Source organism: Aerococcus sp. Group 1 (genome assembly GCF_000193205.1).
Taxonomy (GTDB): Bacteria; Bacillota; Bacilli; order Lactobacillales; family Aerococcaceae; genus Aerococcus; species Aerococcus urinae_A.
This window is the reverse complement of sequence record NC_015278.1, coordinates 435,211-460,509: the sequence shown is the minus strand read 5'-3', so window position 1 is coordinate 460,509 and position 25,299 is coordinate 435,211. Positions and strand designations below refer to the sequence as shown.

Annotated in this window: 27 protein-coding genes; 7 read left to right on the top strand and 20 right to left on the bottom strand. The window is 45.9% G+C overall.

The features are described from left to right. Positions 1-6: 6 nt before the first annotated feature. The 4 genes from HMPREF9243_RS02165 to HMPREF9243_RS02150 form a co-directional block, all read right to left on the bottom strand. Entirely contained in the window at positions 7-1,533 is a 1,527-nt protein-coding gene (locus HMPREF9243_RS02165; RefSeq protein WP_013669871.1) for a DEAD/DEAH box helicase, read from the bottom strand. A 132-nt stretch (positions 1,534-1,665) separates the two neighbouring features. Beyond that, on the bottom strand, positions 1,666-3,054 hold the full coding sequence (gene murF / locus HMPREF9243_RS02160) for a UDP-N-acetylmuramoyl-tripeptide--D-alanyl-D-alanine ligase (RefSeq protein WP_013668706.1): 1,389 nt from the start codon (positions 3,052-3,054) through the stop codon (positions 1,666-1,668). Between the two features lie 4 nt (positions 3,055-3,058). After that, positions 3,059-4,129: a D-alanine--D-alanine ligase gene (locus HMPREF9243_RS02155; protein WP_013668688.1), complete on the bottom strand. Its 1,071-nt coding sequence runs from the start codon at positions 4,127-4,129 to the stop codon at positions 3,059-3,061. Positions 4,130-4,131: 2 nt separating this feature from the next. Further along, positions 4,132-4,905: a hypothetical protein gene (locus HMPREF9243_RS02150; RefSeq protein WP_041705874.1), complete on the bottom strand. Its 774-nt coding sequence runs from the start codon at positions 4,903-4,905 to the stop codon at positions 4,132-4,134. Between the two features lie 70 nt (positions 4,906-4,975). Here HMPREF9243_RS02150 and HMPREF9243_RS02145 point away from each other — a divergent pair, with 70 nt between their 5' ends. Further along, entirely contained in the window at positions 4,976-5,686 is a 711-nt protein-coding gene (locus tag HMPREF9243_RS02145; RefSeq protein WP_013668953.1) for a hypothetical protein, read from the top strand. A gap of 439 nt (positions 5,687-6,125) precedes the next feature. Here HMPREF9243_RS02145 and HMPREF9243_RS02140 read toward each other — a convergent pair whose 3' ends face one another. The 6 genes from HMPREF9243_RS02140 to HMPREF9243_RS02115 form a co-directional block, all read right to left on the bottom strand. Next, entirely contained in the window at positions 6,126-6,833 is a 708-nt protein-coding gene (locus tag HMPREF9243_RS02140) for a class A sortase (protein WP_013670108.1), read from the bottom strand. A gap of 190 nt (positions 6,834-7,023) precedes the next feature. After that, on the bottom strand, positions 7,024-7,290 hold the full coding sequence (locus HMPREF9243_RS02135; RefSeq protein WP_013669986.1) for a type B 50S ribosomal protein L31: 267 nt from the start codon (positions 7,288-7,290) through the stop codon (positions 7,024-7,026). A gap of 40 nt (positions 7,291-7,330) precedes the next feature. Beyond that, positions 7,331-8,695: a transcription termination factor Rho gene (gene rho / locus HMPREF9243_RS02130; protein WP_013669425.1), complete on the bottom strand. Its 1,365-nt coding sequence runs from the start codon at positions 8,693-8,695 to the stop codon at positions 7,331-7,333. A gap of 31 nt (positions 8,696-8,726) precedes the next feature. Next, on the bottom strand, positions 8,727-9,992 hold the full coding sequence (locus HMPREF9243_RS02125; protein WP_013668528.1) for a UDP-N-acetylglucosamine 1-carboxyvinyltransferase: 1,266 nt from the start codon (positions 9,990-9,992) through the stop codon (positions 8,727-8,729). 595 nt (positions 9,993-10,587) lie between these two features. Next, a complete protein-coding gene (rpoE, locus tag HMPREF9243_RS02120; protein WP_013669724.1) occupies positions 10,588-11,229 on the bottom strand; it encodes a DNA-directed RNA polymerase subunit delta in 642 nt (213 codons plus the stop codon). A 48-nt stretch (positions 11,230-11,277) separates the two neighbouring features. Then, positions 11,278-11,718: a DUF1934 domain-containing protein gene (locus HMPREF9243_RS02115; protein WP_013669768.1), complete on the bottom strand. Its 441-nt coding sequence runs from the start codon at positions 11,716-11,718 to the stop codon at positions 11,278-11,280. A gap of 180 nt (positions 11,719-11,898) precedes the next feature. Between HMPREF9243_RS02115 and HMPREF9243_RS02110 the strand changes: the two genes are divergently transcribed. From HMPREF9243_RS02110 to HMPREF9243_RS02105, 3 genes are read left to right on the top strand one after another with little or no spacing between them, the layout of a single operon-like run. Continuing rightward, positions 11,899-12,492, top strand: a complete 594-nt coding sequence (locus HMPREF9243_RS02110) for a lipoyl protein ligase domain-containing protein (RefSeq protein ID WP_049776721.1) — start codon at positions 11,899-11,901, stop codon at positions 12,490-12,492. Then, a complete protein-coding gene (locus HMPREF9243_RS09755) occupies positions 12,489-12,758 on the top strand; it encodes a hypothetical protein (RefSeq protein WP_155811971.1) in 270 nt (89 codons plus the stop codon). Before HMPREF9243_RS02110 ends, HMPREF9243_RS09755 begins: the two co-directional genes overlap by 4 nt. 6 nt (positions 12,759-12,764) lie before the next feature. Next, on the top strand, positions 12,765-14,132 hold the full coding sequence (locus tag HMPREF9243_RS02105; RefSeq protein ID WP_013670056.1) for an HD domain-containing protein: 1,368 nt from the start codon (positions 12,765-12,767) through the stop codon (positions 14,130-14,132). 95 nt (positions 14,133-14,227) lie between these two features. Here the strand turns inward: HMPREF9243_RS02105 and HMPREF9243_RS02100 are convergent, their stop codons facing one another. Next, entirely contained in the window at positions 14,228-15,379 is a 1,152-nt protein-coding gene (locus tag HMPREF9243_RS02100; RefSeq protein WP_013668466.1) for a pyridoxal phosphate-dependent aminotransferase, read from the bottom strand. 184 nt (positions 15,380-15,563) lie between these two features. Between HMPREF9243_RS02100 and HMPREF9243_RS02095 the strand changes: the two genes are divergently transcribed. After that, the gene (locus HMPREF9243_RS02095) at positions 15,564-16,586 is read left to right on the top strand and encodes a hypothetical protein (protein WP_013670048.1); all 1,023 of its coding nucleotides are present in this window, start codon (positions 15,564-15,566) and stop codon (positions 16,584-16,586) included. A 2-nt stretch (positions 16,587-16,588) separates the two neighbouring features. Further along, positions 16,589-17,689: an FAD-binding oxidoreductase gene (locus tag HMPREF9243_RS02090; RefSeq protein WP_013668731.1), complete on the top strand. Its 1,101-nt coding sequence runs from the start codon at positions 16,589-16,591 to the stop codon at positions 17,687-17,689. A gap of 165 nt (positions 17,690-17,854) precedes the next feature. On the opposite strand, the gene mscL is transcribed toward HMPREF9243_RS02090, so the two are convergent. Genes mscL through HMPREF9243_RS02060 form a run of 6 tightly spaced genes read right to left on the bottom strand, consistent with a single transcriptional unit; the run spans position 17,855 to position 21,655 of the window. Continuing rightward, positions 17,855-18,223 carry a large conductance mechanosensitive channel protein MscL gene (mscL, locus tag HMPREF9243_RS02085; protein WP_013669484.1) on the bottom strand — a complete coding sequence of 123 codons (369 nt, stop codon included), beginning with the start codon at positions 18,221-18,223 and terminating at the stop codon, positions 17,855-17,857. 29 nt (positions 18,224-18,252) lie between these two features. Further along, positions 18,253-19,290 (bottom strand): YdcF family protein, encoded by a 1,038-nt coding sequence (locus HMPREF9243_RS02080; RefSeq protein WP_013669849.1) that lies wholly within the window; start codon positions 19,288-19,290, stop codon positions 18,253-18,255. Then, the gene (gene rsmI / locus HMPREF9243_RS02075) at positions 19,287-20,189 is read right to left on the bottom strand and encodes a 16S rRNA (cytidine(1402)-2'-O)-methyltransferase (RefSeq protein WP_013668898.1); all 903 of its coding nucleotides are present in this window, start codon (positions 20,187-20,189) and stop codon (positions 19,287-19,289) included. Before rsmI ends, HMPREF9243_RS02080 begins: the two co-directional genes overlap by 4 nt. A 4-nt stretch (positions 20,190-20,193) precedes the next feature. Further along, entirely contained in the window at positions 20,194-20,514 is a 321-nt protein-coding gene (locus tag HMPREF9243_RS02070) for a GIY-YIG nuclease family protein (RefSeq protein ID WP_070558194.1), read from the bottom strand. A gap of 19 nt (positions 20,515-20,533) precedes the next feature. After that, on the bottom strand, positions 20,534-21,277 hold the full coding sequence (locus HMPREF9243_RS02065) for a tRNA1(Val) (adenine(37)-N6)-methyltransferase (protein ID WP_013669949.1): 744 nt from the start codon (positions 21,275-21,277) through the stop codon (positions 20,534-20,536). A gap of 12 nt (positions 21,278-21,289) precedes the next feature. Then, positions 21,290-21,655 carry a DNA replication initiation control protein YabA gene (locus HMPREF9243_RS02060; protein ID WP_013668628.1) on the bottom strand — a complete coding sequence of 122 codons (366 nt, stop codon included), beginning with the start codon at positions 21,653-21,655 and terminating at the stop codon, positions 21,290-21,292. A 193-nt stretch (positions 21,656-21,848) separates the two neighbouring features. On the opposite strand from HMPREF9243_RS02060, the gene HMPREF9243_RS02055 reads away from it, so the two are divergent. Continuing rightward, positions 21,849-22,640 (top strand): GNAT family N-acetyltransferase, encoded by a 792-nt coding sequence (locus HMPREF9243_RS02055; RefSeq protein WP_013669248.1) that lies wholly within the window; start codon positions 21,849-21,851, stop codon positions 22,638-22,640. A gap of 281 nt (positions 22,641-22,921) precedes the next feature. Here HMPREF9243_RS02055 and holB read toward each other — a convergent pair whose 3' ends face one another. The 3 genes from holB to recR are packed head-to-tail and all read right to left on the bottom strand — an operon-like array spanning position 22,922 to position 25,227. Then, positions 22,922-23,959 carry a DNA polymerase III subunit delta' gene (gene holB / locus HMPREF9243_RS02050; protein WP_013670110.1) on the bottom strand — a complete coding sequence of 346 codons (1,038 nt, stop codon included), beginning with the start codon at positions 23,957-23,959 and terminating at the stop codon, positions 22,922-22,924. Next, positions 23,937-24,617, bottom strand: a complete 681-nt coding sequence (gene tmk / locus HMPREF9243_RS02045) for a dTMP kinase (protein ID WP_013669151.1) — start codon at positions 24,615-24,617, stop codon at positions 23,937-23,939. The genes holB and tmk overlap by 23 nt, the downstream gene beginning before the upstream one ends. A 13-nt stretch (positions 24,618-24,630) precedes the next feature. Next, the gene (recR, locus tag HMPREF9243_RS02040; RefSeq protein WP_013669471.1) at positions 24,631-25,227 is read right to left on the bottom strand and encodes a recombination mediator RecR; all 597 of its coding nucleotides are present in this window, start codon (positions 25,225-25,227) and stop codon (positions 24,631-24,633) included. Positions 25,228-25,299 lie beyond the last annotated feature (72 nt).

The following is a 25,299-nucleotide window of genomic DNA, read 5'->3' as shown; positions in this document are numbered from 1 at the left end:
TATCCTTTAATGAATGGTAAATGATTGCTTATTGGATTGGTTTTTAGCCGGCTTATTGTGTTTCTTAGCCTGGCTGCGTTTTTTGTTGCCGGTGTGCTTAGACTTGCCTTGGCCCTTATTATTTTTAGGTCTTGGCTTAGAGTGGTGATTTCTCCCCTTATGCTGGCCTCGGTTCTTAGAGTGGGACTTGCCCCGGCTTTTGTCGGAACGTTTCCGCCCTAAAGGCCGTTCAGGAGTGATGGACACCTTGACATCATTTTTATCCTTCATTTGTGAGCGAACCACGGCCAAGGCTAATTGTTCAGCGGTATAGTTTTCGCTGAGGTAGTTCACCACTTCTTCGTATTGGTCATCACGGTCTTCTTCTAAGAGTTCCTCAACCGCAGCTAAAGATTGCTTGATTTGACCCGTGAAAGCTTCTTCTTCCGTTGGTGGACGGAGGGGAGACATTTTTTTATGGGTTAGGTTTTCAATCGTACGCAGGTAACCCATTTCATGATTTGAGACGAAAGTAATGGACATGCCGCCCTTACCTGCCCGTCCGGTCCGGCCGATCCGGTGGACATAGCTTTCAGGGTCTTGGGGGATATCATAGTTATAGACATGGGTCACATTACTGATGTCTAAACCACGAGCCGCCACATCAGTAGCCACTAAAATTTCCAAACGACCGTCTTTAAAGTCCTTCATAATGCTAGACCGTTTTTCCTGGGATAAGTCCCCATGGATGCCTTCAGCCTGGTAGCCCCGTTCAATCAGTCCCCGGCTAACTTCATCCACCCGGCGTTTGGTCCGGGCAAAAACAATAGCCAGTTTGGCATGGCTGACATCAATAAAGCGGGTTAAAAGATCAAATTTTTCCCGGTCATGGCACTTGGTAAAGTATTGATCGATGGTATCTGCGGTCATTTCCTTAGCTTCGATTTTGACCGTTACCGGGTCTTGCATGAAGTGTTCACCAATGCGTTGGATTTCCTTGGGCATGGTGGCCGAAAAGAGCAAGGTTTGCCGGTTAGACGGAGTGGCACGAATAATGGTTTCAATGTCTTCGATAAAGCCCATGTTAAGCATTTCATCGGCTTCATCTAGGACCAAGGTTTCGATAAAGTTTAAGTTTAAGACCTTGCGTTTCATTAAATCGATTAACCGGCCGGGTGTTCCCACAACGACGGGAGCGCCTTTTTTAATTTGATGAATTTGCCGGCGGATATTAGCCCCACCGTAAACATTGACCGTGCGGACGCCCTTTTCCTTACCCAGGCGGTAAAGTTCTTGGCCATTTTGGATGGCTAATTCCCGGGTTGGCGCGATCACTAAGGCTTGGATATGTTCGGTATGGTGGTCGATTTTTTCTAAGAGGGGTAGGCCAAAAGCAGCGGTTTTTCCGGTACCGGTTTGAGCCTGACCTAAAACATCCCGTCCTTCTAAGGCGTAGGGAATGGTTTGTGCTTGGATGGGGGTGGTTTCTTCAAAGCCCATATTCTTGACCGCTTGGAGCAGTCTAGGATCTAAATTCAATTCTTCAAATTTCATTAACGAAGAGATTCCTCCTTATTATTAAAAAAGAGTCGCCTGCATAAGGCGAGCTCTTATGTTCTTGGTGTATTCACTTGTTCTAGTATAGCACGAATTGCATAAAATTGCTGGCTAAAGTGTTTTTCAGCCTTAAGACTTGAGCGCAGCAACGACTTCAGCCAGTCCCATACCGTGACTGGCTTTGACCAGGATTTGGTCTTGTGATTGGACTTGGTCTAATAAATCCTTAATTAAAGCGGCCTTATCTTCAGGATAGTAATGAATTTTATCTTCGGGATAGCCCTTTTCCTGGAGGGCTCTCGCCAAAGCTTGCATTTCTTTACCATAGAGATAGACTCCGTCAATATGCGGGCTATCAATCTCCTCAGCAATGCTGGCATGCATGCTGGCGCTGTACTTGCCTAATTCTAACATATCCCCTAAGACCAATACCTTATGGCTGGTGACAGCGGGACGTTCTAATTGTGAGAAATTACGGATAACTGCCCGCATAGCACTGGGGTTGGCGTTATAGGTATCGTTGAGAATTTGGATGTCATCCTTACCCATCAACCACTCACTACGGTTGGCCGTTAGCTTAAATTGACTCAGGGGCGTTTTAATTTGTTCCACCGCTAAGCCTTGGCTATAGGCGACCGCACAGGCCATCAGAGCATTCTTCACATTATAGTCGCCACTCACAGGAATGGATAATTCCACATTAGGCGACAAGTTGGTATAAAAATGGGTATGCTCGCGCTCATTGACAATATTTTCGGCATAGACATCCTCAGAGTCATCCAGTCCTACCCGGATCTTTTTGATTTCCGGCATGTCGACCACCGCTTGGTCAACCAAGGGCTCGTCGCCTGGGTAAATGAAGGTGCCGTCTTCCTTTAAGCCTTCTAGGATTTCTAGCTTGGCCTTGGCAATATTTTCTCGCGAGCCGAGGAATTCAATATGGCTCTCCCCGATCATAGTAATCACCGCAACGTCCATGGGACAGAGTTGGGCCAGGAAGCGAATTTCCCCAGGTCCTGACATTCCCATTTCGACTACCAGGACTTCAGTATCTTCCGGCATGGAGAGGATAGTAAAGGGAACGCCGAGTTGGTTATTATAATTGCCCTGGGTCTTATAGACATTGAAGGTGGTTGATAGGGTGGCCGCGGTCATATCCTTGGTCGTGGTCTTGCCAGCGGAACCGGTAACAGCAATCACCTTAGGTCCAATGAGACCTAAATAATATTTGGCCAGGTCAACAAAGGCGGTGAAGGTGTCTTCCACCTGGATAACCGGGATCTCACTAGGCGCATCGGCGGGGTCATTAGCCCACAAGGTGGCTTGGGCCCCATGGTCGATGGCATCTTGGATAAAATCGTGACCATCCCGGGCAGCTTTGAGGGGGATAAACAAGCCCCCTGGCTTAATTTCCTTAGAATTAAAGGCTACCGACGTAATCAAGTTATGGGCAGCTGTGGAATCATAGTCTACTGCCCCCACGGCTTTGACAATCTCATTGATGGCTAATGCTTTCATCTGATCACTGCTCATTTTTCAATCCTTTATAAGTTTCAAAACGTTCTAAGCCTAATTGGATTAATCTTTCCAGCAATTGGTCATAAGGAATACCAGTGGCTTCCCATAAGGATGGATACATGGACCATTGGGTAAAGCCAGGCATGGTGTTGACTTCATTGATGTAGATATCCATATTATGAGTGACAAAGAAGTCCACCCGGGTTAAGCCACTAGAATCGATAGCAGCATAGGCCTTAGCGGCATAAGCGCGGATCTTATCCATAATCTCACCAGGCAGGTCGGCAGGAATGGCTAATTCTACGGTATTATTGATGTATTTTTCCTCGTAGTTATAGAAACTCTTAGACTTGACCACTTCACCGGCCACTGAGGTTTCAATGGCATCATTACCGAGCACGGCCACTTCTACCTCACGGGCTTCTACCCCTTGTTCTACAATTACCCGGCGGTCATAATTAAAGGCCAACTCAATGGCTTGGATTAATTCCTCCCGGTCATTGGCACAGGAAATCCCCACACTAGACCCTAGGTTAGCGGGTTTAACAAAGATCGGATAAACCAATTCCCCTTCAATTCGAGTGAGGCTTTTGGCCCGTTCTTGGTCCCATTCATAATGGGTTAGGGCTGTGAAAGGCACTTGGGGAATTTGGGCTTGTTGGAAGAGTTGCTTAGAGATAATTTTATCCATACCCGCTGCACTAGATAGAACGCCCGCGCCCACATAAGGCACATTCAAGCTTTCAAATAGACCTTGAATCTTGCCATCTTCCCCGTGGGGACCGTGTAAGGCTGGGAAGGCAATAACTTCTTCCCCATTAAAGACCTGACAAGGACTGACTAAGTCGCCGTGTTCAGGATCATTAGCGTCCAATTCAGGATTAAAACGGAGCGGAAGGTCCGCTTCTGGAGCTCGGTCAATCGCTGGCCCCTTAATCCATTGGTTGGCCTGACTAATATAGACAGGCAACAAAGTATGCTTTTGATAATTAATATGCTTAATAATTGATTGCGCCGTCATAATAGAAATATCATGCTCAGCACTTTGTCCTCCGTATAGTAAGACAATCTTCATAATTAGCCTCCAAATATTTCGTTCGAAAGTTCTTTAATCGACCAACCCTTAGCTGAATCATAGGTCAGCTTGGCTAATAACTTGGCCTCTGATAGTCGATTGATGGTTTCATCCACTTGGTCCTCTGCCAAATAAATCGGAATAACTAGGTCACTTTGCCGGGCCCAATCCACCTTAGAAAAATCAAAAATCGCCCCTTCATAAAGCAAGGGTCGTAATTCTTCTATTATTTCCAGTGAGGGGAGGGGGATTTCCTTAGTGCTTAAAGAGCTGGATAAGAAAAACAGTGGCCGCTTACCTACCCCGCTATCTTCCACACAGCCTTTAATTCTAAGTGCCAATTGATAGAAAAATTCATTGATATAGCGATAATAAACCTTTACCAGATAATTTTCCATGGGTAGGCAGACATAATTATTCTGCAATTTGTAGAAGAAGGGTGAATGCCAGTGCCGGTTGGCATGGCTCAAATAGAGCATTTCGGCAATTTCACCGGGATCTAACTGATGCAATAACTCCTGAGAATCATAATCAATCCATTTGACATGGGGATGAGCCACGCTTTCCTGTTCAATCAAGAAATCAGAAACGCTTTTTTCTCCGCGAATCAGTTCAAAACGTGTATAATCATCAAAGGAGCCCATATCTTTAGGGCTAGACAGGAGCACTAAATTACGGGGCAACTTCTTCATGGCCTTTTTCAGGTGCAAAACCCCCAGACCACGACTGGTTACATGATTACTTGTTGGATCAAGCAAAATATAAATATAATTCATAACCACCAGCTCCCTCCTCACAGTACCATATAATGATACCAAACTTTAGACAGGAGTGACACATCTTTTTATGAAAGGCGCTCATAATATTCACTTGCTCGCCCTCCCCTTCCAAAAACATTACTATACTTATCTCTCTCAAACACCCATCAAAGGAGCGATCATGGTCCATGACCTCCCTATCGCCTACCACAATTTAGTCAACCAAGTTAATGGTGGCTACAGCTCTAAGGGCTATTTCAAAAGCCCTAAACCCAGCCCCGATGCCCTGGATGCCGTCTACATTCCCTATATGGCCGGTCTCTACCCCAGGCCCGTCAACCGCCCCTACCTGGTTCCCAATCTCTTGGACCAAGAGAGTTTCCAATTTTCCCAGGAATTAGGCGCCCATGACATTATCTTCTATGAAGACCAGGCCGCCGTGGCTTACTTGGCCTTTCCCGATGACTTAAGGGGAAGCCGGTGTGAAGCAAAAGTTTACTATCAACATTTTGCCACAGGGCAAAAACTCTTACTGGCCCAGGACTTTGAGACTTTTCTTGGTCTAGGACAAAGACGGCACTTTCCCCTACCCGCTCCCCCGATCGATAGCTACCACCGGGCTAACGCCGCCTTTCTCCACGTCGATAGTGCGGCTGACTTAGACCGACTCCTCCAACGCTACCAGGGCCATCCCAACCAGACCTGGTTTTTAAAATGGGTTACTTACTTTAGCCAGCATCCAGAAGGCACCTACCGTGACCTAGCCCAGGCCTACCTCAAAGACTTGAAAAAGAAATAAATCACCAACAATCGCTCGAGTCAGACGGCAAAACACCTTAAGAAGACTGCTTCAATCAAGCCCTCTTAAGGTGTTTTTTGCTTGTGTTTAATGCCAAGTTTCATCCGCTAGTCCAGATTAGTCAGGCTTAGGCTCATTTATTGACTCGCCGGAAGAAGTGAATACTCAATGAGTAAAATTCTTTGAAAGCGCTGTTTTTTTGTTAGGGTAAGGATGTAACAATTATGTAATAAAAAGCCATTCATTAATAGGAGGAAAACTTATGAAAGAGAACAATAACAATACCCTGCGCTATGTTTTAATCTTTGTGGTGGGTTTAATTATCGGATTATTAATTAGAAGTTTATTTATGTAATCGCGACAATCAAAAAACTGCCCCTGTCAAATAGACAGGAGGCAGTTTTTTATGTTGGGGGGTAAATTCCTAAAAAATCGCTGCTTAGCTGAAGTATTCGATAACTTCTTTAGGTGCCTTCTCAAAAGGCCATTGTTTAACCAGCTTTCCTTGGACGATATAACGCATGGCGGCAGAAGTGGATTCTTCACAAGTCACCAGGGTCACTATTGGCTCCTTGGATTCAAGCGTCACCATGTCTACCCGGCTAGGATCAGTTTTTTGGGCATAGAAGGTTTCATACTCATAAATGTTCTTCATATCAGTCAAGTAAATTTTATCCCCTAAAGAAGTATTTTCCACCATAGGGGAGAGCAACAAGCCTGGCGCAATGGCATCCATATTATGGCTGGCCAAGGGATAATTATTGACCCCCATCTCTTGGTTGGGGTAAAAGGTCCCTGCTCCACTTAAAAGGACACTCTCGCTTAAACCATTCATCACCGAAATCGAAATATTTTGTTTGGGCATAGCCAAGGCTCCGATCACATTGAGTTCATCACTGCCTTCACGGATTCGTTTCCGGGCGGCACGGACCATTTCAGGGGTTACCATAGTCACTTGGTTAGGATCGTAGTTCCCTGAGTTATCTTCCTGGTTCTTGAGGACTTGGTCACGGTCGACATTGCTTAGGGCATAAGTTTTTTGGTTAATATACACTTGCACAGCGGGAACATATTGGTAAATAATAAAGCCGATTCCTACAAGAATCAGGAGAATTCCCAATATGCGACTCCAGTTAATCTTCTTCATAATAACTCCTTTATTCTTCATAACGAAATCGTTCTAATTATTACCCACTTATTATAAAAAACAAGTCAGGAAGGTGAAGTAAAGACTTTTATAGAAAAGTTTAAGTAAATCCTTAAGAATTCATAAGTGGAAGTCACCAGACATAAAAAAAGAGCTTGGCATGAATGGCAAGCTCCTTCTTGTAATCTTATTAGTCTTTCTTGGCGTTGGCGTCGGCAAAACCGTATTTCTTGTTGAAACGGTCCACACGTCCATCGGCTTGGGTGAATTTTTGACGTCCGGTATAGAATGGGTGGGAGTCGGAAGAAATTTCCACACGAATCAATGGATAAGTGTTGCCGTCTTCCCATTCAACGGTTTCATCAGAAGTTTTTGTGGAACCAGATAGGAATTTAAAACCTGTACTTGTGTCCATAAAAACGACTGGATGGTAATCTGGATGGATATTTTGTTTCATTAGTCGTCTACTCTCCTTTGCGCCCTAAATCTTTTTCAATTTAGAGATTATTTTTACATAACAGCAATATACTATCACAGAGTTTTTTTGATTTCAAGACTTTTTTATTTTCTTTCAAAGCTTGACCAAAAGAAGCCAAGCGTTCGATAAATTGTTGGTTAGTCTTGGTTTGCGATAACTCATGGATGAAGGACTCAGTATACTCTTGGCTATTCCCCTGCATGCCTTGGCGGAGTTGCCAGAGGGCTTCTAGGGCTTGGGTACTTAAGAGCAGTTCTTCCTTGCGGGTGCCTGACTTCTTAATATCAATAGCTGGGAAAATCCGCCGCTCGGCCAGTTGCCGGGACAGGTGTAATTCCATATTGCCAGTGCCCTTGAACTCTTCATAAATCATGTCATCCATCCGTGAACCGGTATCAGTTAAAGCCGTCGCTAGGATGGTCAAAGATCCGCCATCTTCAATATTTCTGGCAGACCCGAAGAAGCGCTTGGGACCGTATAAGGCAGCCGGGTCCAAACCTCCGGATAGGGTCCGACCGGAAGGTGGCTCAATCAAGTTATAGGCCCGGGCCAGACGGGTGATGGAATCCATCAAGACGATGACATCCCGCTTATCTTCGACCAAACGTCGGGCCCGTTCCAAGACCAATTCAGCCACCCGGACATGGTTATCAGGTTTTTGGTCGAAGGTCGAGCTGACCACTTCCCCTTGGACACTGCGCTCGAGGTCAGTCACTTCTTCAGGACGCTCATCGATTAAGAGAATAATCAATTCTGCCTCCGGGTAGTTTTCGCTGATACCATTGGCTATTTCTTTAAGTAAGACGGTCTTCCCTGCCTTGGGAGGGGCCGCAATCAAGCCCCGTTGGCCAAAGCCGACCGGAGCAATGAGGTCAATCATCCGGGTCGATAGGCGGTTAGGCGCCGATTCTAAGCGCAGGGCCTGGTCAGGATAGATAGGCGTTAGGGCGGGGAAGTGCGAGCGCTGTTTAGCTTCTTCAGGATCCTTGCCGTTGACCCCATAGACATGCATCAAGCCCAGATAGCGTTCATTGTTCTTGGGCGGCCGGGCGGTACCAGAGACTAAGTCCCCATTCCGTAAGCCAAAGCGGCGCATTTGGGAATTAGAAATATAAATGTCTTCCTGACTGGGGGAATAGTTAATCGGGCGCAAAAAGCCAAATTCATTACCGGTAATATCCAGGATGCCCTCCACTGAAAAATAGCCCTGGCTTTTTTCTTGGGCCCGGATAACGGCTAGAATCAGTTCCTTTTTATTCATTTGACTGTAGTAAGGAATCTTATATTCCTTAGCGTAGTCATAGATTTGCTTGAGGGTGAGGCCTTCCAGATCTTCCCAGGTTAAGAGCTCATCTTTTTCAAATTTTGCTTTCTTCTTAGTCATAGGCACCCTTTCTTATAAGGAGTAAAGGCCCTTAGTCGTCAATATCAACCAGGTCGATCTTGGCTCCTAATTTCTGTAATTTTTCACAAATGTTATCGTAACCCCGTAAGATATGTTCAGCCCCATAGAGGTCGGTCCGTCCAGAAGCAGCCAAGCCGGCATTGATCAAACAAGCCCCTGCCCTCAGATCAGAGGCAGTGACCTTGGTACCGGTTAAGGACTTAGGACCCTTGATATGGATGGTGTCGTCTACCACATGGATATCGGCTCCCATCCGTTGTAATTCAGGGACATGGTTGACCCGTTTAGGATAGATGGTATCCTCGATCACGCCACTCCCATGGGCAGTAATTAAGAGCGGGGTTATCGGTTGCTGGAGGTCAGTGGCAAAGCCGGGATAAGCAGCCGTTTTAATATTGACCATCTCCAGGTCATCCGCTTGGGGATGGACATAGATCTTATCTTCGTAGACATCCATCTTAACGCCCATTTCGCCCATCTTAGCCACTAGGCCTTCAATATGTTCAAAGATCACGTTCTTCACATAAACGCCTTGGCCAACCAGGGCAGCGGCAGTGAGATAGGTTCCCGCTTCAATCCGGTCGGGGATAATGGCATGGCTGACCCCGTGTAAGTGGTCAACCCCTTCTATCCGGATGGTTGAGGTCCCTACCCCTTTAATGTTAGCCCCCATTTTATTTAAAAGGGTGGCTACGTCAATAATTTCAGGCTCCCGGGCGGCGTTATCAATCACCGTTTGCCCCTTAGCCTTGACAGCTGCTAACATAATATTAATAGTCGCTCCGACACTAACAACATCTAAATAGATATCAGCTCCCGTTAAGCCATTAGGGGTGGAAAAGTGGATGGCGCCATTTTCGCTTTCAATTTTAGCACCTAGGGCTTCAAAGCCTTTAATATGGAGGTCAATAGGACGGGGACCGAGGGAACAACCACCCGGCAAGCCCACGGTGCCTTCACCATATTTAGCCAGTAAGGCCCCCATAAAGTAATAGGAAGCCCGTAAACTTTGAATCTTCCCTTCAGGCATAGGAATATTTTCCATTTGGCTAGGGTCAATACGTAGGACGTGCTCTTGGAAATCAGCACTCACATTAAAGTCTCTTAAAATACTAATCAGCGAATCAACATCATCAATCGTTGGAACAGCCTCTAAGACAACAGGACTATCTGCCAGAATAGCAGCAGGAATCAGCGCTACTGTACTATTCTTAGCCCCAGAAACTAACACTTCTCCGCTAAGTGGTCGTCCGCCTTCGATAATAAATTTTTTCATTTCGTTGATAAAATTCCTTTCACAAGTGAGGATTTGAGGATTGGGGGGTAAAATAATTATACTGATTTATTGTATACTAAAATACCAAGTCAGTCTATATCGATGTATTGTCGCTTTTAAGTTATTCTGGCTTAAATCTTTTTCTTAGTAAAAGTAAAAATAAAAGCAAATCCAATCCCTTTCTCTCCCTAAAAGCCCTTGATATCAAGCCTAATACCCTCTCAATCAAAATAAGCTCCAACTAATGAAATCGATCACAAGATCATCAAGCAGTTAAAGCCCTGACAAACCCCCTCAAAAAATTCTTAATAAAAAATTTAGCCTTTTTAAAAGCTCAGTTGGGAAACTCCCAATCCACTTCCTAAAAAACTTTGTGAAGAAAATAAGGTGTGAGCTGACGACAAAATGTGAAAGGCTGGAAGAAATATGCGGTAATCCTTGAAAAGAATTGCCAAATCTTACACCCTGTATGAAGTGGACGTCAGGGCTGACTTTTGGAGCACGTTTTGAATAGATAGTTCGTGTTTTAAAAAGAGCCTGGGACTTTTGTCTCAGGCTCTTCTTAACTTTAGTCACATGCTTTTTCGATGAATGATTAGAAATCGTGGTCGTCTTCCTCTTCGTCTTCCAAGTCCTCATCATCGAGAATGGTTAAGTCGCCTTCCAGACCATCTTCTAAGTCATCTTCGGTTTCATCATCACCTAACTCATCCAAGTCAGATTGATAATCTTTCAATTCATCATTTTCGTCACTATCTTCATCGTCGTCATCCACGTCGACATCGTCATAGTCTGCTTCATCGTAATCCTCATCATCAAAGTCTGCTTCATACGCATCAACATCTTCTGGGTCATCGGCATTGTAATCGATCATGTCCTCATTGCCTTCATCAAAGACATTGACTTTCTTACGACGGGAGGTCTTATGTTTTTCTTTGATATCTTCATCATCCATGGAAGAAACAATGGCTTCGTTAATGGAATCAATCGGATACCAAGCCCGTAAGCCCCAGCGGTTTTCTCCCAAGGAAATGAAACTTCCATCAGTATTTAATTCAGTATAGAAGGTGACCATGCGTTGAGCCACTTGGTCATCGGTCAAGTCAAGATATTCTTGCACAGCTGCTAATAAATGATTGAAATCATAAACTTCATTACTCTCAGCCAAAATTTCATAAGCCACTTCTAATAAAGACAGCTCCTCCTTATTTTGGTGGTCTAGGCGTTGTAAGTTCACTCAAGCGTCATCCTTTCAGGCTAAAAAATTTGTCATACTCTATCTATTTTACACTACATCATAAGTATATTTCAATTGCAATTGATATTGACCCAATTCTTGGTGCAAGTCTTCGAAAATTCGGTAGTGACAGTTAATCCTGCCACCTCCTTCAAATTCTTCCATCTCGATCTGGTCCAGTTCACTAGCCAGGCTTAAGTTAGGCAAACCCTTGATCCGGTAGAGAAAGCTCTGCCGCTTTCCCAATGCTAAGGGGATAGTGGCCTGGACAGATTGACCTGAGCGCTTAATGGTTAGGCCCTGCTTGTGGTCAAACTTCAACCGCACCCGGCTCTTAGCTCCTTGAAAATCTTCTTCATATTCAATAAAGAAAGCATGGGGGTGGGCAAAGTAAGTGCCTTTTTGGTCGATGACCAATTCCTGCTTTTCCCCCGCTTGCTGAATGTGGTTGACGCCACGGATATGAATGGTCTCCTTCATTCTACTCATTAGTCCACCTCTTACTCTTTCACTGTTTGTTACAAAGCAGTCTGTTTCTCTTCAATGAGTATAGCATAGGTGAATTTTTTTAATAAAGTCAAACTTTTTTCCTGGTTGACTGGTCGCTGACAGGGGCTTTGTTTATTCACTTTATGCTATAATATAGGCAAATTATTGAGGAGGGATTGCATGTTAATCAAGAATTATCTTCATCAAGGGCCTGGGCTCAGAATCGCCCGTCTCAATGTGCACTACGCCAAGGAGACGCCCTTACTCCCTTTTGCCGTTGACGACTACCTATTAAATGGTCTCAACAAGGAAGCCCTCCCCTACGATTTGATTTTACACACCTGGACCACCGACCCCACTTTGATTCTTGGTATGCAAGACACACGCTTGCCCTATCTGGACCAAGCTCTAGCAGCCGTCGAAGAAAAAACCCCCTACCAGGCGGTGGTACGTCCGGCCGGAGGACTGGCGGTCATTAGTGAACCTGGGGTAGTAAATTATACCCTCCACCTGGGGCCCCATAGTTATCCCGATAAACTAAGCATTGACCAAGCTTACCAAATCAAGGTCCAACTCCTCCAGGACTTACTGGCCCCCTACCAACTGCAACTAACCACCGGGGAAGTCAGTGATTCCTACTGCCCGGGTAAATTTGATGTCAGCTTGGCAGGTAAAAAATTGCAGGCATTGCTCAAAGACGGATTGGCGGGGCCATTGGAATCTTTACTTACCTTTCCCTTTATGGCCAGCAAGATTATCGTGGTCAAGTGGTGAAAAACTTCTACCAATTAGGTAAACAAAACCAAGCGACAAAAACCAAGTACCCTATTATTAACCCCGACAGCATGGCCAACCTCAAGGCCAGCCTGCCCAGAATCCAAAGCACTGACCAAGTGACCGAGGCCCTGGAAGGAGTCATTAGCCAAGACTTAGGGACTTCATTTGAAGAGATTGACTTGGCGACTTTAGACCAAAAGATCTTACATGACCAGGTCCAACGCATGATCAAACGTAACCAACGTTTAAGAGAAGGAAGGTAGTTATTTATGTCTTTTGAACAAGCTAACCGCCGGATCCGGGAAAAAGTCTTCCGTGACCCGGTGCATGGTTATATCCATATCCAACACCAAATCTTTTTAGACCTTATTAACACCAAGGAATTCCAACGCCTGCGCCGGGTTAAACAATTAGGCACGACCAGCTTTACCTTCCACGGAGCTGACCACACCCGCTTTGCCCACTGCCTGGGGGTGTATGAAATTGCCCGCCGGATTGTCAACCAGTTCCAACGCAACTATCCTAGTCAAGAGCCAGGCGATGGCTTGTGGGATGACCAAGAACGTTTAGTGGTTCTTTGTGCCGCTATCCTCCATGATATCGGCCACGGCGCCTTCTCCCACACCTTTGAAAAACTTTTCGGTACTGACCATGAAGCCGTCACCCGGGCCATCATTACCTCCCCTGAGACGGAGGTCAATCGAATCTTGACTACCGTTTCTCCTGATTTTCCCAATAAAGTGGCTGCCGTCATCAACCATAGCTACCCCAACCCCCAAGTGGTCCAACTGATTTCGAGCCAATGCGATGCCGATCGGATGGACTATCTCTTAAGAGACTCCTACTTTACCGGGGCTGAATATGGGGCCTTTGACCTCAACCGGATCTTGCGGGTCATGCGGCCTTACCAGGGTGGGATTATGTTTGACTATGCCGGCATGCATGCGGTGGAGGACTATATTGTCAGCCGTTATCAAATGTATATGCAGGTCTACTTCCACCCGGTTTCTCGGGCCATGGAAATGATCCTCAACCGCCTCTTGAAACGGGCTAAGGACCTCTACCAAGACAATCCCAAGTACTTTATCAAGCACTCCCCACTCTTGGTACCCTTTTTGAAAAATGAGTGGGACCTCACTGACTACCTCCATGTCGATGATGGCGTGATGGAAACCTACTTCCAACATTGGATCTTAACGAGTGATGACCCGATCCTAGTTGACTTGTCCAAGCGTTTCATCAACCGCAAGCCATTTAAGTCGGTTACCTTTGACTCCAACACTCAAGCAAAAACCGCCCAAGATCTCCAAGAAAAGATCAGTCAAATGGGCTACGACATTAACTACTATACTGCCTATAACAGTAACTATGACCTGCCCTATGATCTCTATGATCCCAGCCAAAAGAACCCCCGGACCCAGATTGAATTATTGGAAAAAGACGGAACTATCATTGAACTGTCGGAAGCTAGCCAACTGATCCGGGCCTTTACCGGCCAAGAACTGGGTGACGAGCGCCTTTACTTCCCTAATGAACTCTACTACGGGAAGAACCATGACAAGATCAGCCTCTTTGAACCTGATTTAAAAGCCATCCACGACATGACCAAGACCGGTAAATTAAAAGCCTTAGATTAACTCTAGTAAAAAAAGCCTTCCCCGCTTGATGCGGGAAGGCTTTTTTAGCTTATGCTTTCATGCCTTTTAATGGCTTCGTAGATTCTAAAAAAGTTCTAGGCCAATTGATCCACAAAGATTTTTAGGCGTTTTAGGCCTTCTTGAATGGATTCGTAAGAAGAGGCGTAGGAGAAACGAACGTAGCCTTTACCGGCATTACCGAAGGCAAAACCTGGAATCACCCCTACCTTGGCCTTATGGGCGAGGTCAAGGGCAAATTGTTTGTCATCACCATTATATGATTCTGGTGCCTTGATAAAGATATAGAAGGCTCCAGCTGGGTGAACAAATTCTAAACCGATCTTAGGTAATTCTTCTAAGAGCAGGTCGCAGCGACTCTTAAATTTATCACGGGCTTCCACGACAAAGTCATCACAGTCATTATAGGCAGCTATGGCCCCATGTTGATCAGGGGTAGACACGCTGGTAACCATGGTTTGGTGGGAAACCAAGCCTTGGGTCACATAGCCATCAGGCATGTGGATGAAACCAATCCGAAGTCCGGTCATGGCGTAACTCTTGGAAGGACCATTGAGGTAAATAGTTTGGTTGGGGATTTCATTGTAGATGGAATAATGGTCTTGGTCATAGATCATGTCTGAATAAATTTCATCACTAATGACAAAGACATCATAGCGCTTAATCACTTCGGCTAATTCACGAATTTCATCCTTGGTATAGGTATTCCCAATCGGATTATTGGGGTAGTTTAGGAGGACTAAACGCGTCTCTGGGTTAGCATCCAAGCTCCGTTCCAAAGCCTTAGGGGTTAACTTGAAGTCGGTTTGGCTGGTATCTAAGGTTACCAATTCTGCCCCCGCAATCGCTGCTGTCATTTCATAAAGGCCAAAGAAAGGAGAAGGAACAATAATTTTATCGCCTTCATTAATGAAAACATCCATAGCGATCTTTACAGCTTCGGTGACTCCATTGGTAATAATCACATTATCAGCTTTTAAATCAAGATCTTGTGTTCGTTTAAAATAAGCAACGATGGCCTCGACCAATTCTCCCAGACCCTTAGCTGATGCATAGTGAGTCTTATTTTCATCTAGAGCCTTTTTGATGGCATCCTTAACCGTTTCAGGGGCGTTAAGATCAGGTTCCCCGATTGTGAAGGGGAGTAGACCATCAATTTGGGCAAAAGTTTCAGCAAACTCGCGAATAATGGAGGGGGCTGTATTTAAGTAACGATGATTAATTTTCACAAAAATCCTTCCTTTCCTTCAGAAAACACAATAATTATAAATTTTTATTGATTATTATAGCATAGAAAATATGAAGTGGCGGAAAATATAAAAATTCGTCGCTATAGTTGAGGAGTAGCTATTTTGACTGACTTCCTTTAAAATATAGCTAATAATGATGCTTTTAAATAAAGGAGTAATACACGTGTTTGAAACCAGTGAAGAAAAAGCAGCGCGAAAAAAAGAAAAAGACCAAGCTAGAAAGGTCTACCATAGCAATCAAAACCGAGCTAAAGACCTCGACCAACCTTGGCGGCAGTACTTCTTCCAATGCCAGGCATATCTCTACACTCATGTTGAGCCCCAACTGACAATTGATGAAGACCTGACTCAACTCCTTGACCGCTTGGAAGGGGCCCAAACCCGCCATCTCTTACCCAAATACCTCTTTCCTAATGACGCCGAGGCTTATGCCCGCCAGATTATCAGAAGGCACCACTTAGTCACTATCCATGACCAACCCCACACCCTGACTAAGTACCTGTTACTCTTTCTAGTCATTTCCTATGGCTTTTACGCCCTCTTAATCTTTTTCCAAGGGTTCAATACCTATCATTCTTGGGGACAGGCCTTCAATATGCCCCTGCCCCTAAGTATCCTGGGCCTTTTATTGGAACTTTTACTCTCCATCATGTTTATCTTTTTTGTGTTTCAATTTACTCGGTCCAGTGACTACGGAGACGCTTGGAATGAAGGCTATAATTGGGTCTACTTAATCATTATTACCGTCATTCTCCTCCTCATTGGCTTGGTTCCTTATTTTTCCTTACTTTACCAAGTCTTAGTCATCAAGCTCCCCATTTGGTTGGTCTTCCTCCTTATCCTGACTGTCAGTGGCTACCTCGTCTATGACCAGGCCTTGACGAGCCCAGGCAAGAACAAGCAAGAGCTGGATGATGACCAGGAAGAAGAAAGCGATGATGATGTCCGTCTGTCTAAGGGACACGTCCATGACTTAGAGGCTGATGACCTTGAAAATGAAGAAGACAGCACTAATCGAACAGGAATTTGGGAAACCTTACTCTTCAATACCCCACTCATCAGCCGGGCTTCCTACCGGTCGCAAAAGAAAAAACGGGCCAAGGCTGAGAAAGAAGCCAAGCTCAAGGCCGCCCGCCAAGCAAAACATGACCAAGACAATGACGAAGATAAGAAAGGGGAAGATTAAGAATGAAAATAGCCATCATCGGTGGAGGAATTGTCGGTTCGGTAACCGCTTTCTACCTCAGCCAGACTGACCACCAAGTCACCCTCTACGATAGCGGGATCGGCCAGGCCACTAAGGCAGCAGCCGGTATTATCTGTCCCTGGTTCTCCAAGCGGCGCAATAAGCCTTGGTACCGGATGGCCAACGCCGGGGCCCATTTTTACCCCCAACTGATCGCTGATTTAGCCCAAGCCGGCATCACTTCCCGAGCCTACCAAAAACGGACGACCTGGCTTTTGAAAAAACGAGAAAAAATGATTGGCGAACTCATGGCCATTGCCAACCGCCGTAAGGAAAACGCCCCCCTGATCGGTCAAATACAGCGCCTAAGTCCTAGCCAGGCCCAAGCTGCCTTAGCACCTTGGTCCTATGACCAGGACCTGATTCAAATTGATTCTGGGGCGGCCGTCATTGACGGCGAATTACTCTGCCAGGAACTCCTTAGCGCGGCCCAAGATAAGGGGCTTAGTGTCATCCCAGAAGCGGCCACCATTGATGCCATCAGCTCTACGGAGGTCAAGATCCAACAGCAAAGCTATGACAAGGTCATTATCGCAGCAGGCGCTTGGCTAGGAGAAATTCTGGCCCCTTACACAAAAAATGTGGATATCCGACCCCAAAAGGGGCAACTCTTGGTCTACGACCACATCAGTCAAGCTGAACAATGGCCCCTGATTATGCCTGAGGGTCAGGCTGATATCATCCCCCACCAAGGTCAACGCCTCTTCTTAGGAGCTACCCATGAAAATGACCAAGGCTTTGACCTGAGTCCCAAGCTCCAAGCCTTAGAAGAAATTATGACAACAGCTCAGGAATTATTACCTGCCATCGATTTCTCTAACTACCAAGCGATTAAGGTCGGCACCCGAGCCTATACCAGCGACTTTGCCCCCTTTTACGGGGCCCTGCCCAAGTATGACCATATTTATGTGGCTTCTGGCCTGGGCTCAAGCGGCTTAACCACCGGTCCGATTATCGGCCACGAACTCGCCGCCATGGTCACAGGCAGCGACTTACAGCTCGACCCTCAGGACTACCCGGTCGGTGATTATATAACTTTTTAAAAGAAGACACTTATCCAATAATATCATTGAGCAAGTCACCCACTATACAAATAAAAGAAGAATATAAAACAAAAAGCGAAACTAGCCATTGGACTAGCTTCGCTTTTTATTTGCCTACAATAGAATAGAATGGATGGGTCGCTTCCCGTCTGGAGTCCTTAGCTTCTATTTGTTCTTTAATAAATCACGGATTTCTGTTAATAGGACTTCTTCATTACTTGGCTTAGTTTCTTCAACTTTCTTTTCTTCATGTTTGAAGTGGTTAAAAGCCTTAACAATAAAGAATAGAACCAGGGCAATTAATAAGAAAGAAATAATAGCGTTAACAAAGTTCCCCACACCAAATGTGGCTCCGGCAACTTCAATACTATAAGCTGACAAGTCGATATTGCCTAAAATAATCCCTAATAATGGGGTTAAAATATCTTTAACCAGGGAGTTCACAATGGCAGTGAAGGCAGTCCCCATAACAACCCCGACAGCTAATTCAATCACATTACCCTTAGCGATAAAATCTTTAAATTCTTGTAGCATATCAATAGCTCCTCTCTGAGTAAAACCTGCTAATCAAAATGAATATAGTTGAGCCAACCAATCCCAAACATAACCACCGTCATTAATAAATGCAGCTTGCGGTGCATAAATAGGATGGCAACGAATTCTCGAATCCCATGTTTAACACTTTCCCTTAGGGTGGTTTTGGCCCCAAATCCGGTGACTTGGTAGAGTCCTTCCAGGTTGGCATAGAGTTGACTCCGGTAAAGGTGGAAAGCACTAGTAATAAAAGCAATGTGGGCACTCTTGACGGGTTGGATCCTCTCGATCAGTTGCTTACTATAGGCAAAGTTACCATGGGTATTGGTGGCTTGGTCTTCTCGCCAAATCTTTTCCTCGGGGATGCCCTGGGATTTCAAATACTGGGCCATAACATCAGCTTCTGAACATTCACTATTTTCTACTGTGGCTGCTCCAGAAACAATGAGGATAGGAATATGGTGGTAGAGGAACTTCTGACGCCCCACATAGGCTAAGCAGGCATCCAAGCGCAGCTTTAGCATCTGAGACACCGTGTTATCACTATTAAATAAACAGCCCAAGATAATAATATAATCCTGCTTGCGGTCATCCTCAATCAACCAAAGTCTTAAAGAATTGACCAGGAAATTAATCAAGAGTAAGACATAGTAAGCGACCACAAAGTCTAAAATATGCAGCCAATGCTTATCCGCCATCAATTCTGGGTTGAAGCGAACGTAATAATGTACAAGGCCCACCAGAATTAAGAAAACCGCCAGACTCAGTCCAATCACCAGCTGGAGGTAGTTATGTTCTTCTTGAAAGAGGGATAAGGCATAGGTAAACATGGCTAGTCCAAAAATCAGCAGTAAGGAAGGGGCAATGTAATTCACAAAGACCTCTATCCCATGAAAGATGAAGGACAGCCACTGGGATTCCGCAAAGTTGGGGTCCTTACCCATGGCGTAAAAAAGGATAATAAGTCCCAGACTAGCAATCCAGGAGTCCCACAAATTACGCGGGGCCAGGATAAAGAGTAATAAAGCGATGGCAAGAAGTAAGCCACCTCCTAGGTAGAAAATCATGGGGCCTCCCCACCGATTTCATGGTAGGCTTGGTAAACTTCTTGCTTCTTTAACCCCTTATTCTTGGCCACTTTCTTAATGGCTTCCTTAGAGGAAAGTTTTTCTTCTTCCATCCACCACTCGACTTGGCCCTTGAGGGGCAGGTGGTCAATCCCTGCCTGTAACTGTTCTGCCGCTGACTTGGGATGGGGGTTACCCTCAATATAGAAACAAATTTCCCCCTTGACGACGGGGTTTTCCTGGTAATAAGCACGCAGTTCCGCCAAAGATCCCCGGTTAAATTCTTCATAGGACTTGGTCAATTCCCGGACTACGCAAGCTGGTCGGTCGGGGCCAAAAACCTCAATAGCCGTCTCAATGGTCTGGCTGATCCGGTAAGGAGACTCATAGATCATTAGGGTTTCCCCAGCATTTTGGTAGGCCCTTAATTGCTGACGGCGGTCCTTTGCCTTCTTGGCTAAGAAACCGATAAAGGTGAAAGCTTCACTATTTAAGCCACTGGCAATCAATCCGGTCAAAGCCGCATTGGCGCCTGGCAGGGGGATCACCCGAATACCCGCTTTGAGACAGGCCTGGACTAGTTCGCTACCTGGGTCCGAGATCACAGGCATACCAGCATCACTAACCTGGGCCAAGTTCTTGCCCTTTTCCAAGAGGGAAAGAATTTCAGGGATACGCTCCTGGGTATTGTACTTATGAAAGCTTTTTTGCGGTTTATCAATTTCAAAGTGGTTCAATAACTTTTGGGTATGGCGGGTATCTTCAGCCAGAATCAAGTCCACCGATTGCAAGACTTTGAGGGCCCGAAAGGTCATATCCTCCAGGTTACCAATTGGGGTAGGCACCAGATAAAGATTGCCTTGACTCGCTTCACTGGCAAAACTTTTTTGTTGTTGCATGGACTCACCTTCTTTCTCTATTGTAGTCATCATCTAAACCGACGCGCTGGCAGGAAATGCCTGGTCGGTAATGAAAGTCACTAACACCGTAAGCCTTTAGACGCTTAATCTTTTCGGCACGGGAAAATTGCTTAAAACGATACTCCGCCTGGGTCGCGGCTTGGCGACTAGAAAAAGCCTTGGCAAAGACCATGGCACAGGGTCGCCGGCTGGCTGGGCGGGTATACTTGGCTCCCTTGCCACTATTATGTTCTTCCTGCCGACGGTCAACATCGGTAGTATAGCCGGTATAAAGACTATCATCGTGACAGAGAAGCACATACATGTAGTGGCGAGGGTGGTTATTATCCTTGGTGGAGATAAGCCTTCACTTCTTCCGTATAAACATTGTCCTTGGTATACACATAGAGGGGCGGAAGAACTTGCAGACCCTTTTCTTGACCCTGCTTCATAAAGTCAATTAAGAGGGTATTGGCCGGCTTATCGGGCTTGGGGTGGACAAAACGCAAGCGCTTGGGAATGAGCCGATACTTGAGTCCCGCTTGGATCATTTCAGTCAAACGTTCCGGCCGGTGGACCAAGACTAAGCGCCCTCGCTCCTTGAGTAAGGCTTGGCTCTGCTTGAAAATATCTTCCAAGGTCATGGCGATTTCATGACGGGCTAGAGCCTTTTTATCGTTGGGATTAATCCAAGAGTCCGGGTAGACCTTAAAATAAGGCGGGTTACAGGTAATCATATTCACCGATTCCGGCTTGACCAGGCTAGTGGCGGATTTGATATTGCCGGTATGGATAGTGATTTGCTCTTCTAAATGATTTAAGGCCACCGACCGTCTAGCCATATCAGCTAGTTCGGGTTGGATTTCAATGGCTTCGATGGGTGCATCGGTCATGGCTGATAAGATCAAAGGGATGGCCCCATTACCAGAGCAGAAGTCGACAATTTTTTGCTTTTTGGTCTTTCTCACCCGGGCAAAATAGGCTAAAAACAAGGCGTCTGTCGACAAGGAAAAAGTATCATCACTTTGGATGATCTCCCGGTCAAATTGGCTTAATTGATCAATGCGCTCATTGGCTAATAGCGTCATCCAATCCCCTTCCTAACGCTTACCTTCCATGCCATAAAGAATATCTAAGCAAAACATACATTGCTCAGCATTTTCTCGTCTTTGGCCATAGGAAATATTACATATATGAAAGCCATCTTCATAAATATTTAAGAGGTTCTGTAAGGCTGGTGAGCGTTGCCCATCCTTTTCTTGGGGAGCAACCTCCTTCTCTTCCGGCTGGTCATTGGCTAATAATTGGTTGACCCGTTCTCTTAAATAATGGTTTTCCATCTGTAGGTCTTGATTTTTGATTAATTCTTTACCCCACTCGTCGATAATTGTCTCTAGTTCGGTCTGCATTTGGCCCAGTTGCTCGCTGAGGGTATTGAGGCGAGTGACAATATCTCTTGTCTCCATACTATCATTCCTTATTCCATATTCTGATAGACCATTAAACTCAAAACCTATTTTATCATAATTCTATTTTTTCGATGGCAGAGACTGAAGTTTTTTATGGCTTTTTAAAGGCAGGAAAAAATTGAGCCACTCCTATTCTCATTTGGGCTTTTTTCCCGTAGACTAAGGATAAAATCAGCAAGAAGGAGCAAGTATGTTAGACTTTAATGCCACCTACCATTGGATCAGTCACTATGAGGATAATGACCTCTACCAAGTTTTTGTCAATCGAGCGGCCCGCCATGTCCCGCTCAGTAACTTCATGGCCCTGGATTTTAACCCGGGGCTGGACGAGTGGTTGATCCTCGAGGAACAATATATGGATTATGCCAGCGAATTTGACCTGCCAGAAATCAATATCCACTTGCCTATGAACCAAGGGGTTGATGATGAACTCTATGCCTATCTCTCTGAAGCTGGCTACCAGTTGGCCATCACTGAGCTGGTCAGTCTCGAAAACTACCAATGCCCCCAAAATAAAAGACAGTCCGCTCAACTTGAGCTCGAAGAAATCAAGTCCGACAGCCTCCCCGCCTTTCTAGCCTTCCAAGTCTACTATGACAAGGACTATGGCTTGCCCTACCAAGAGGAAATGCAAGGCTACTACCAAGAAGCCTTCCATAAGGATAATGTTCACCAGGTCGCCGTCTTTGACCAGGGGCAAGTCATCGCCGCTATGCAAGTGATCCTTTCCCGCTACTACCTAGAGATCGACCACCTGACTGTAAGTGAGGACTGGCAGAAACAAGAAATTGGGCGCTGGCTGGTCGAATGGGCCTATGACCAGGGTCAGCAGGCTGACAAGAAACTGATCTTAGTCTGTGACGCGGATAGCCCCGCCCGGCAATTCTATGACCACTTAGGTTTTATGGGTTTAGGATTTGAATTAGCCTTCTCCCGAAAGATTGACCAGGACTTTAAAGAGCAATTTTACTACCAAGACTAGGTTATTTTGTTATTTATGAGCATTCGTTCTGCTTTTGAAATTTGGGCCTTTAAGTGCCATGGCACCGGCTCGAGCATGAGGTCTCTCGCCTAGGGAGACTCAAACGGCTCGTATGACTGACGACGACGATCCATAATTCGCTCCACTTGCTTGGTCATGGCTAAGGTCCAACTTTCAAAGCGCCACTACTGCTCAACATTTTCTATCACAATAATTTTATTCAATATCCAGTCCTCAAAAAAAGATCCTATACAAAAAGTGCTTCTGGCAAATTTTTGAACTTACCAGGAGCACTTTTTCTCTGCTTTATAGGTATTTTTTTCTAAGTTCCAGGCTTCTAGGACAAAGTATTCCAAGCTGGCCTGGGGACTGACATTTTGCTTGATCATTTTTTGCGCCTTGGTCACTAATTTTATCAGGTCCAGAAATAAGCCCTCTGGGTAGGCCTGGTATTTGGCCTGGCGATTAGTCTTCAAATCGGGACGGACGAGAACCTGGTCTAAAATCTCCTGGTCACTTTGACTCTTAATTAAGAGACAATCCCTGAGTAAAAGGGTCAAGAGCTGCAAGAGGAGCTGGTTGTCCTGGCGGCTGCGGGAGAGCTTCATCCAATCGGTGGCTACCATAGTAAAGGCGCGCCCGTCTCTAGCCACAATGAGCTGGAGCCACTGGTCGAGGCGCTGGCACTGGTCATGGAAGACCTGGTTGTCATTTAGAGCCAAGGCGCTATCCAAGTCTGTCGTCAACCAGGCAATGATTTGGGCCTGGGCTTTGCCAATGCCATGATCAACAAAGAGACGGACGGCTTGGTCAACCGCTAGGGAGGGAAAGTGGATCACCTGACAGCGGGATTGGACAGTTGGTAAGATCGCCTCCCGATTATTGGTCAAGAGGAAGATGTAGACATCTTGGTGGGGTTCTTCCAGAAATTTCAACAAGGAATTGGCCGCTTGCACCGTCATGGTTTCGGCTGCCTCAATTACAAAGACCTTGACCCGACCTTCTAAACCGGTCAGGGATAGGTTGTGCTTGAGCTCACGTATTTGGTCAATTTTAATACTGTTCGCATCCTTGGTCAGCCATTCCACATCACTATGGTCACCCCGGATCACCCGTTGACAATGGTCACATTGGCCACAGGGCTTGTCTTCTTGACTGCAAAATAAAGCCGCTGCCAAAAAAATGGCCATGTCGGCTTGACCAGAACCCGCATTCCCCTCAAATAAATAGGCATGGGCTAGACGGCCATTCTGGACCACTTGGCGCATCAACTGGGCCAGTTGGCTTTGTTTTTCTTCAATGGCAAAGGCTTGCGTCATTAGGGCTGTCCTTTCTACTAAGAAAAAATTGGGGAAAACGTTGGCGGATCAACTCATAAGCAGCCGCTTGCATGGCTTCAGCCGGTTGGCTAGCATCAATAGGGACAATTCGGTCCGGGTTTTCTTTCAAGAGGTCTTGGTAGCCTTGGACGACCCGGCGGTGAAAAGCGATGGATTCTTGGTCCAAGCGGTTAATTTCATTAGTCCGACCGGCTTCAATCCGGGCAATGCCCTCCTCAGCGGAAATATCACAATAGAGGGTTAAATCAGGCAGTAAGCCGTCGATCGCAAATGCATTGATCAACTGAACAGCTTGGCCCCCAAGTTTGCGTCCATAACCTTGGTAGGCAATGGAACTATCCACATAGCGGTCACAGAGGACCATATTCCCAGCGGCTAAGGCAGGACGGATCTTTTGGGCCAGGTGCTGAGCACGACTCGCCGCATAAAGTAAGGCCTCTGACCGGGCATCGAGCTCGGTATTAACTGGAGAGAGGATAATATCACGAATTTCTTCAGCAATCCGGTCACCACCCGGCTCCCTAGAAAAAATCGGAGCCTGTTTTAAGTCCTGGTCCAAACGTGCCTTGAGCCCCTTAATTAGGGTAGTCTTTCCTGACCCATCCGGTCCTTCAAAGCTGATAAATACACCTGGCATCCTAATCCTCCTCTTAGAGTTCCTGACGGCCATCGAGGGCCCGCATGAGGGTCATCTCATCTGCATATTCAATGTCACTACCTACCGATAGGCCATAAGCAATCCGACTGACCTTGATTTGGGCGGGCTTGATTAACCGGGCCAGATAGGTAGCCGTCGCCTCTCCTTCAGCGGTCGCATTAGTAGCAATAATGACTTCTTGAATCTGGGTATCCTGCAAACGTTGCAAAAGCGAGCGGATATTTAAGTCATCCGGTCCGGTCCCATCCATAGGTGAGAGGACGCCATGAAGGACATGATACTTGCCGTGGTAGTTTTGCATTCTTTCCATGGCCATCACGTCACGGGCCTCTTCAACCACCATCAGCACCGACCCCTCCCGGTCATTATCACGACAGATTAAGCAGGGGTCTTCCTGGGTAACGTTACCGCAGACCGAACAGGTAGTCATTTCCTGCTTGACCCGGTTCAAGGCCTCAGCAAAGTCATTCACATCGGCCTGGTCCATATCCAAGACAAAAAAAGCTAAACGGGCCGCTGTCTTGGCCCCAATTCCGGGTAATTTCTTGAAGCTATCGATCAAGCGCGCGATCGGTTCGGGATATTGCATGGTTTCAACTCCTTCTAAATAAAAAGTGGGAAAATCTTCAGACTGCTTGGGCCTGAGCTTCCCCACTCCTTA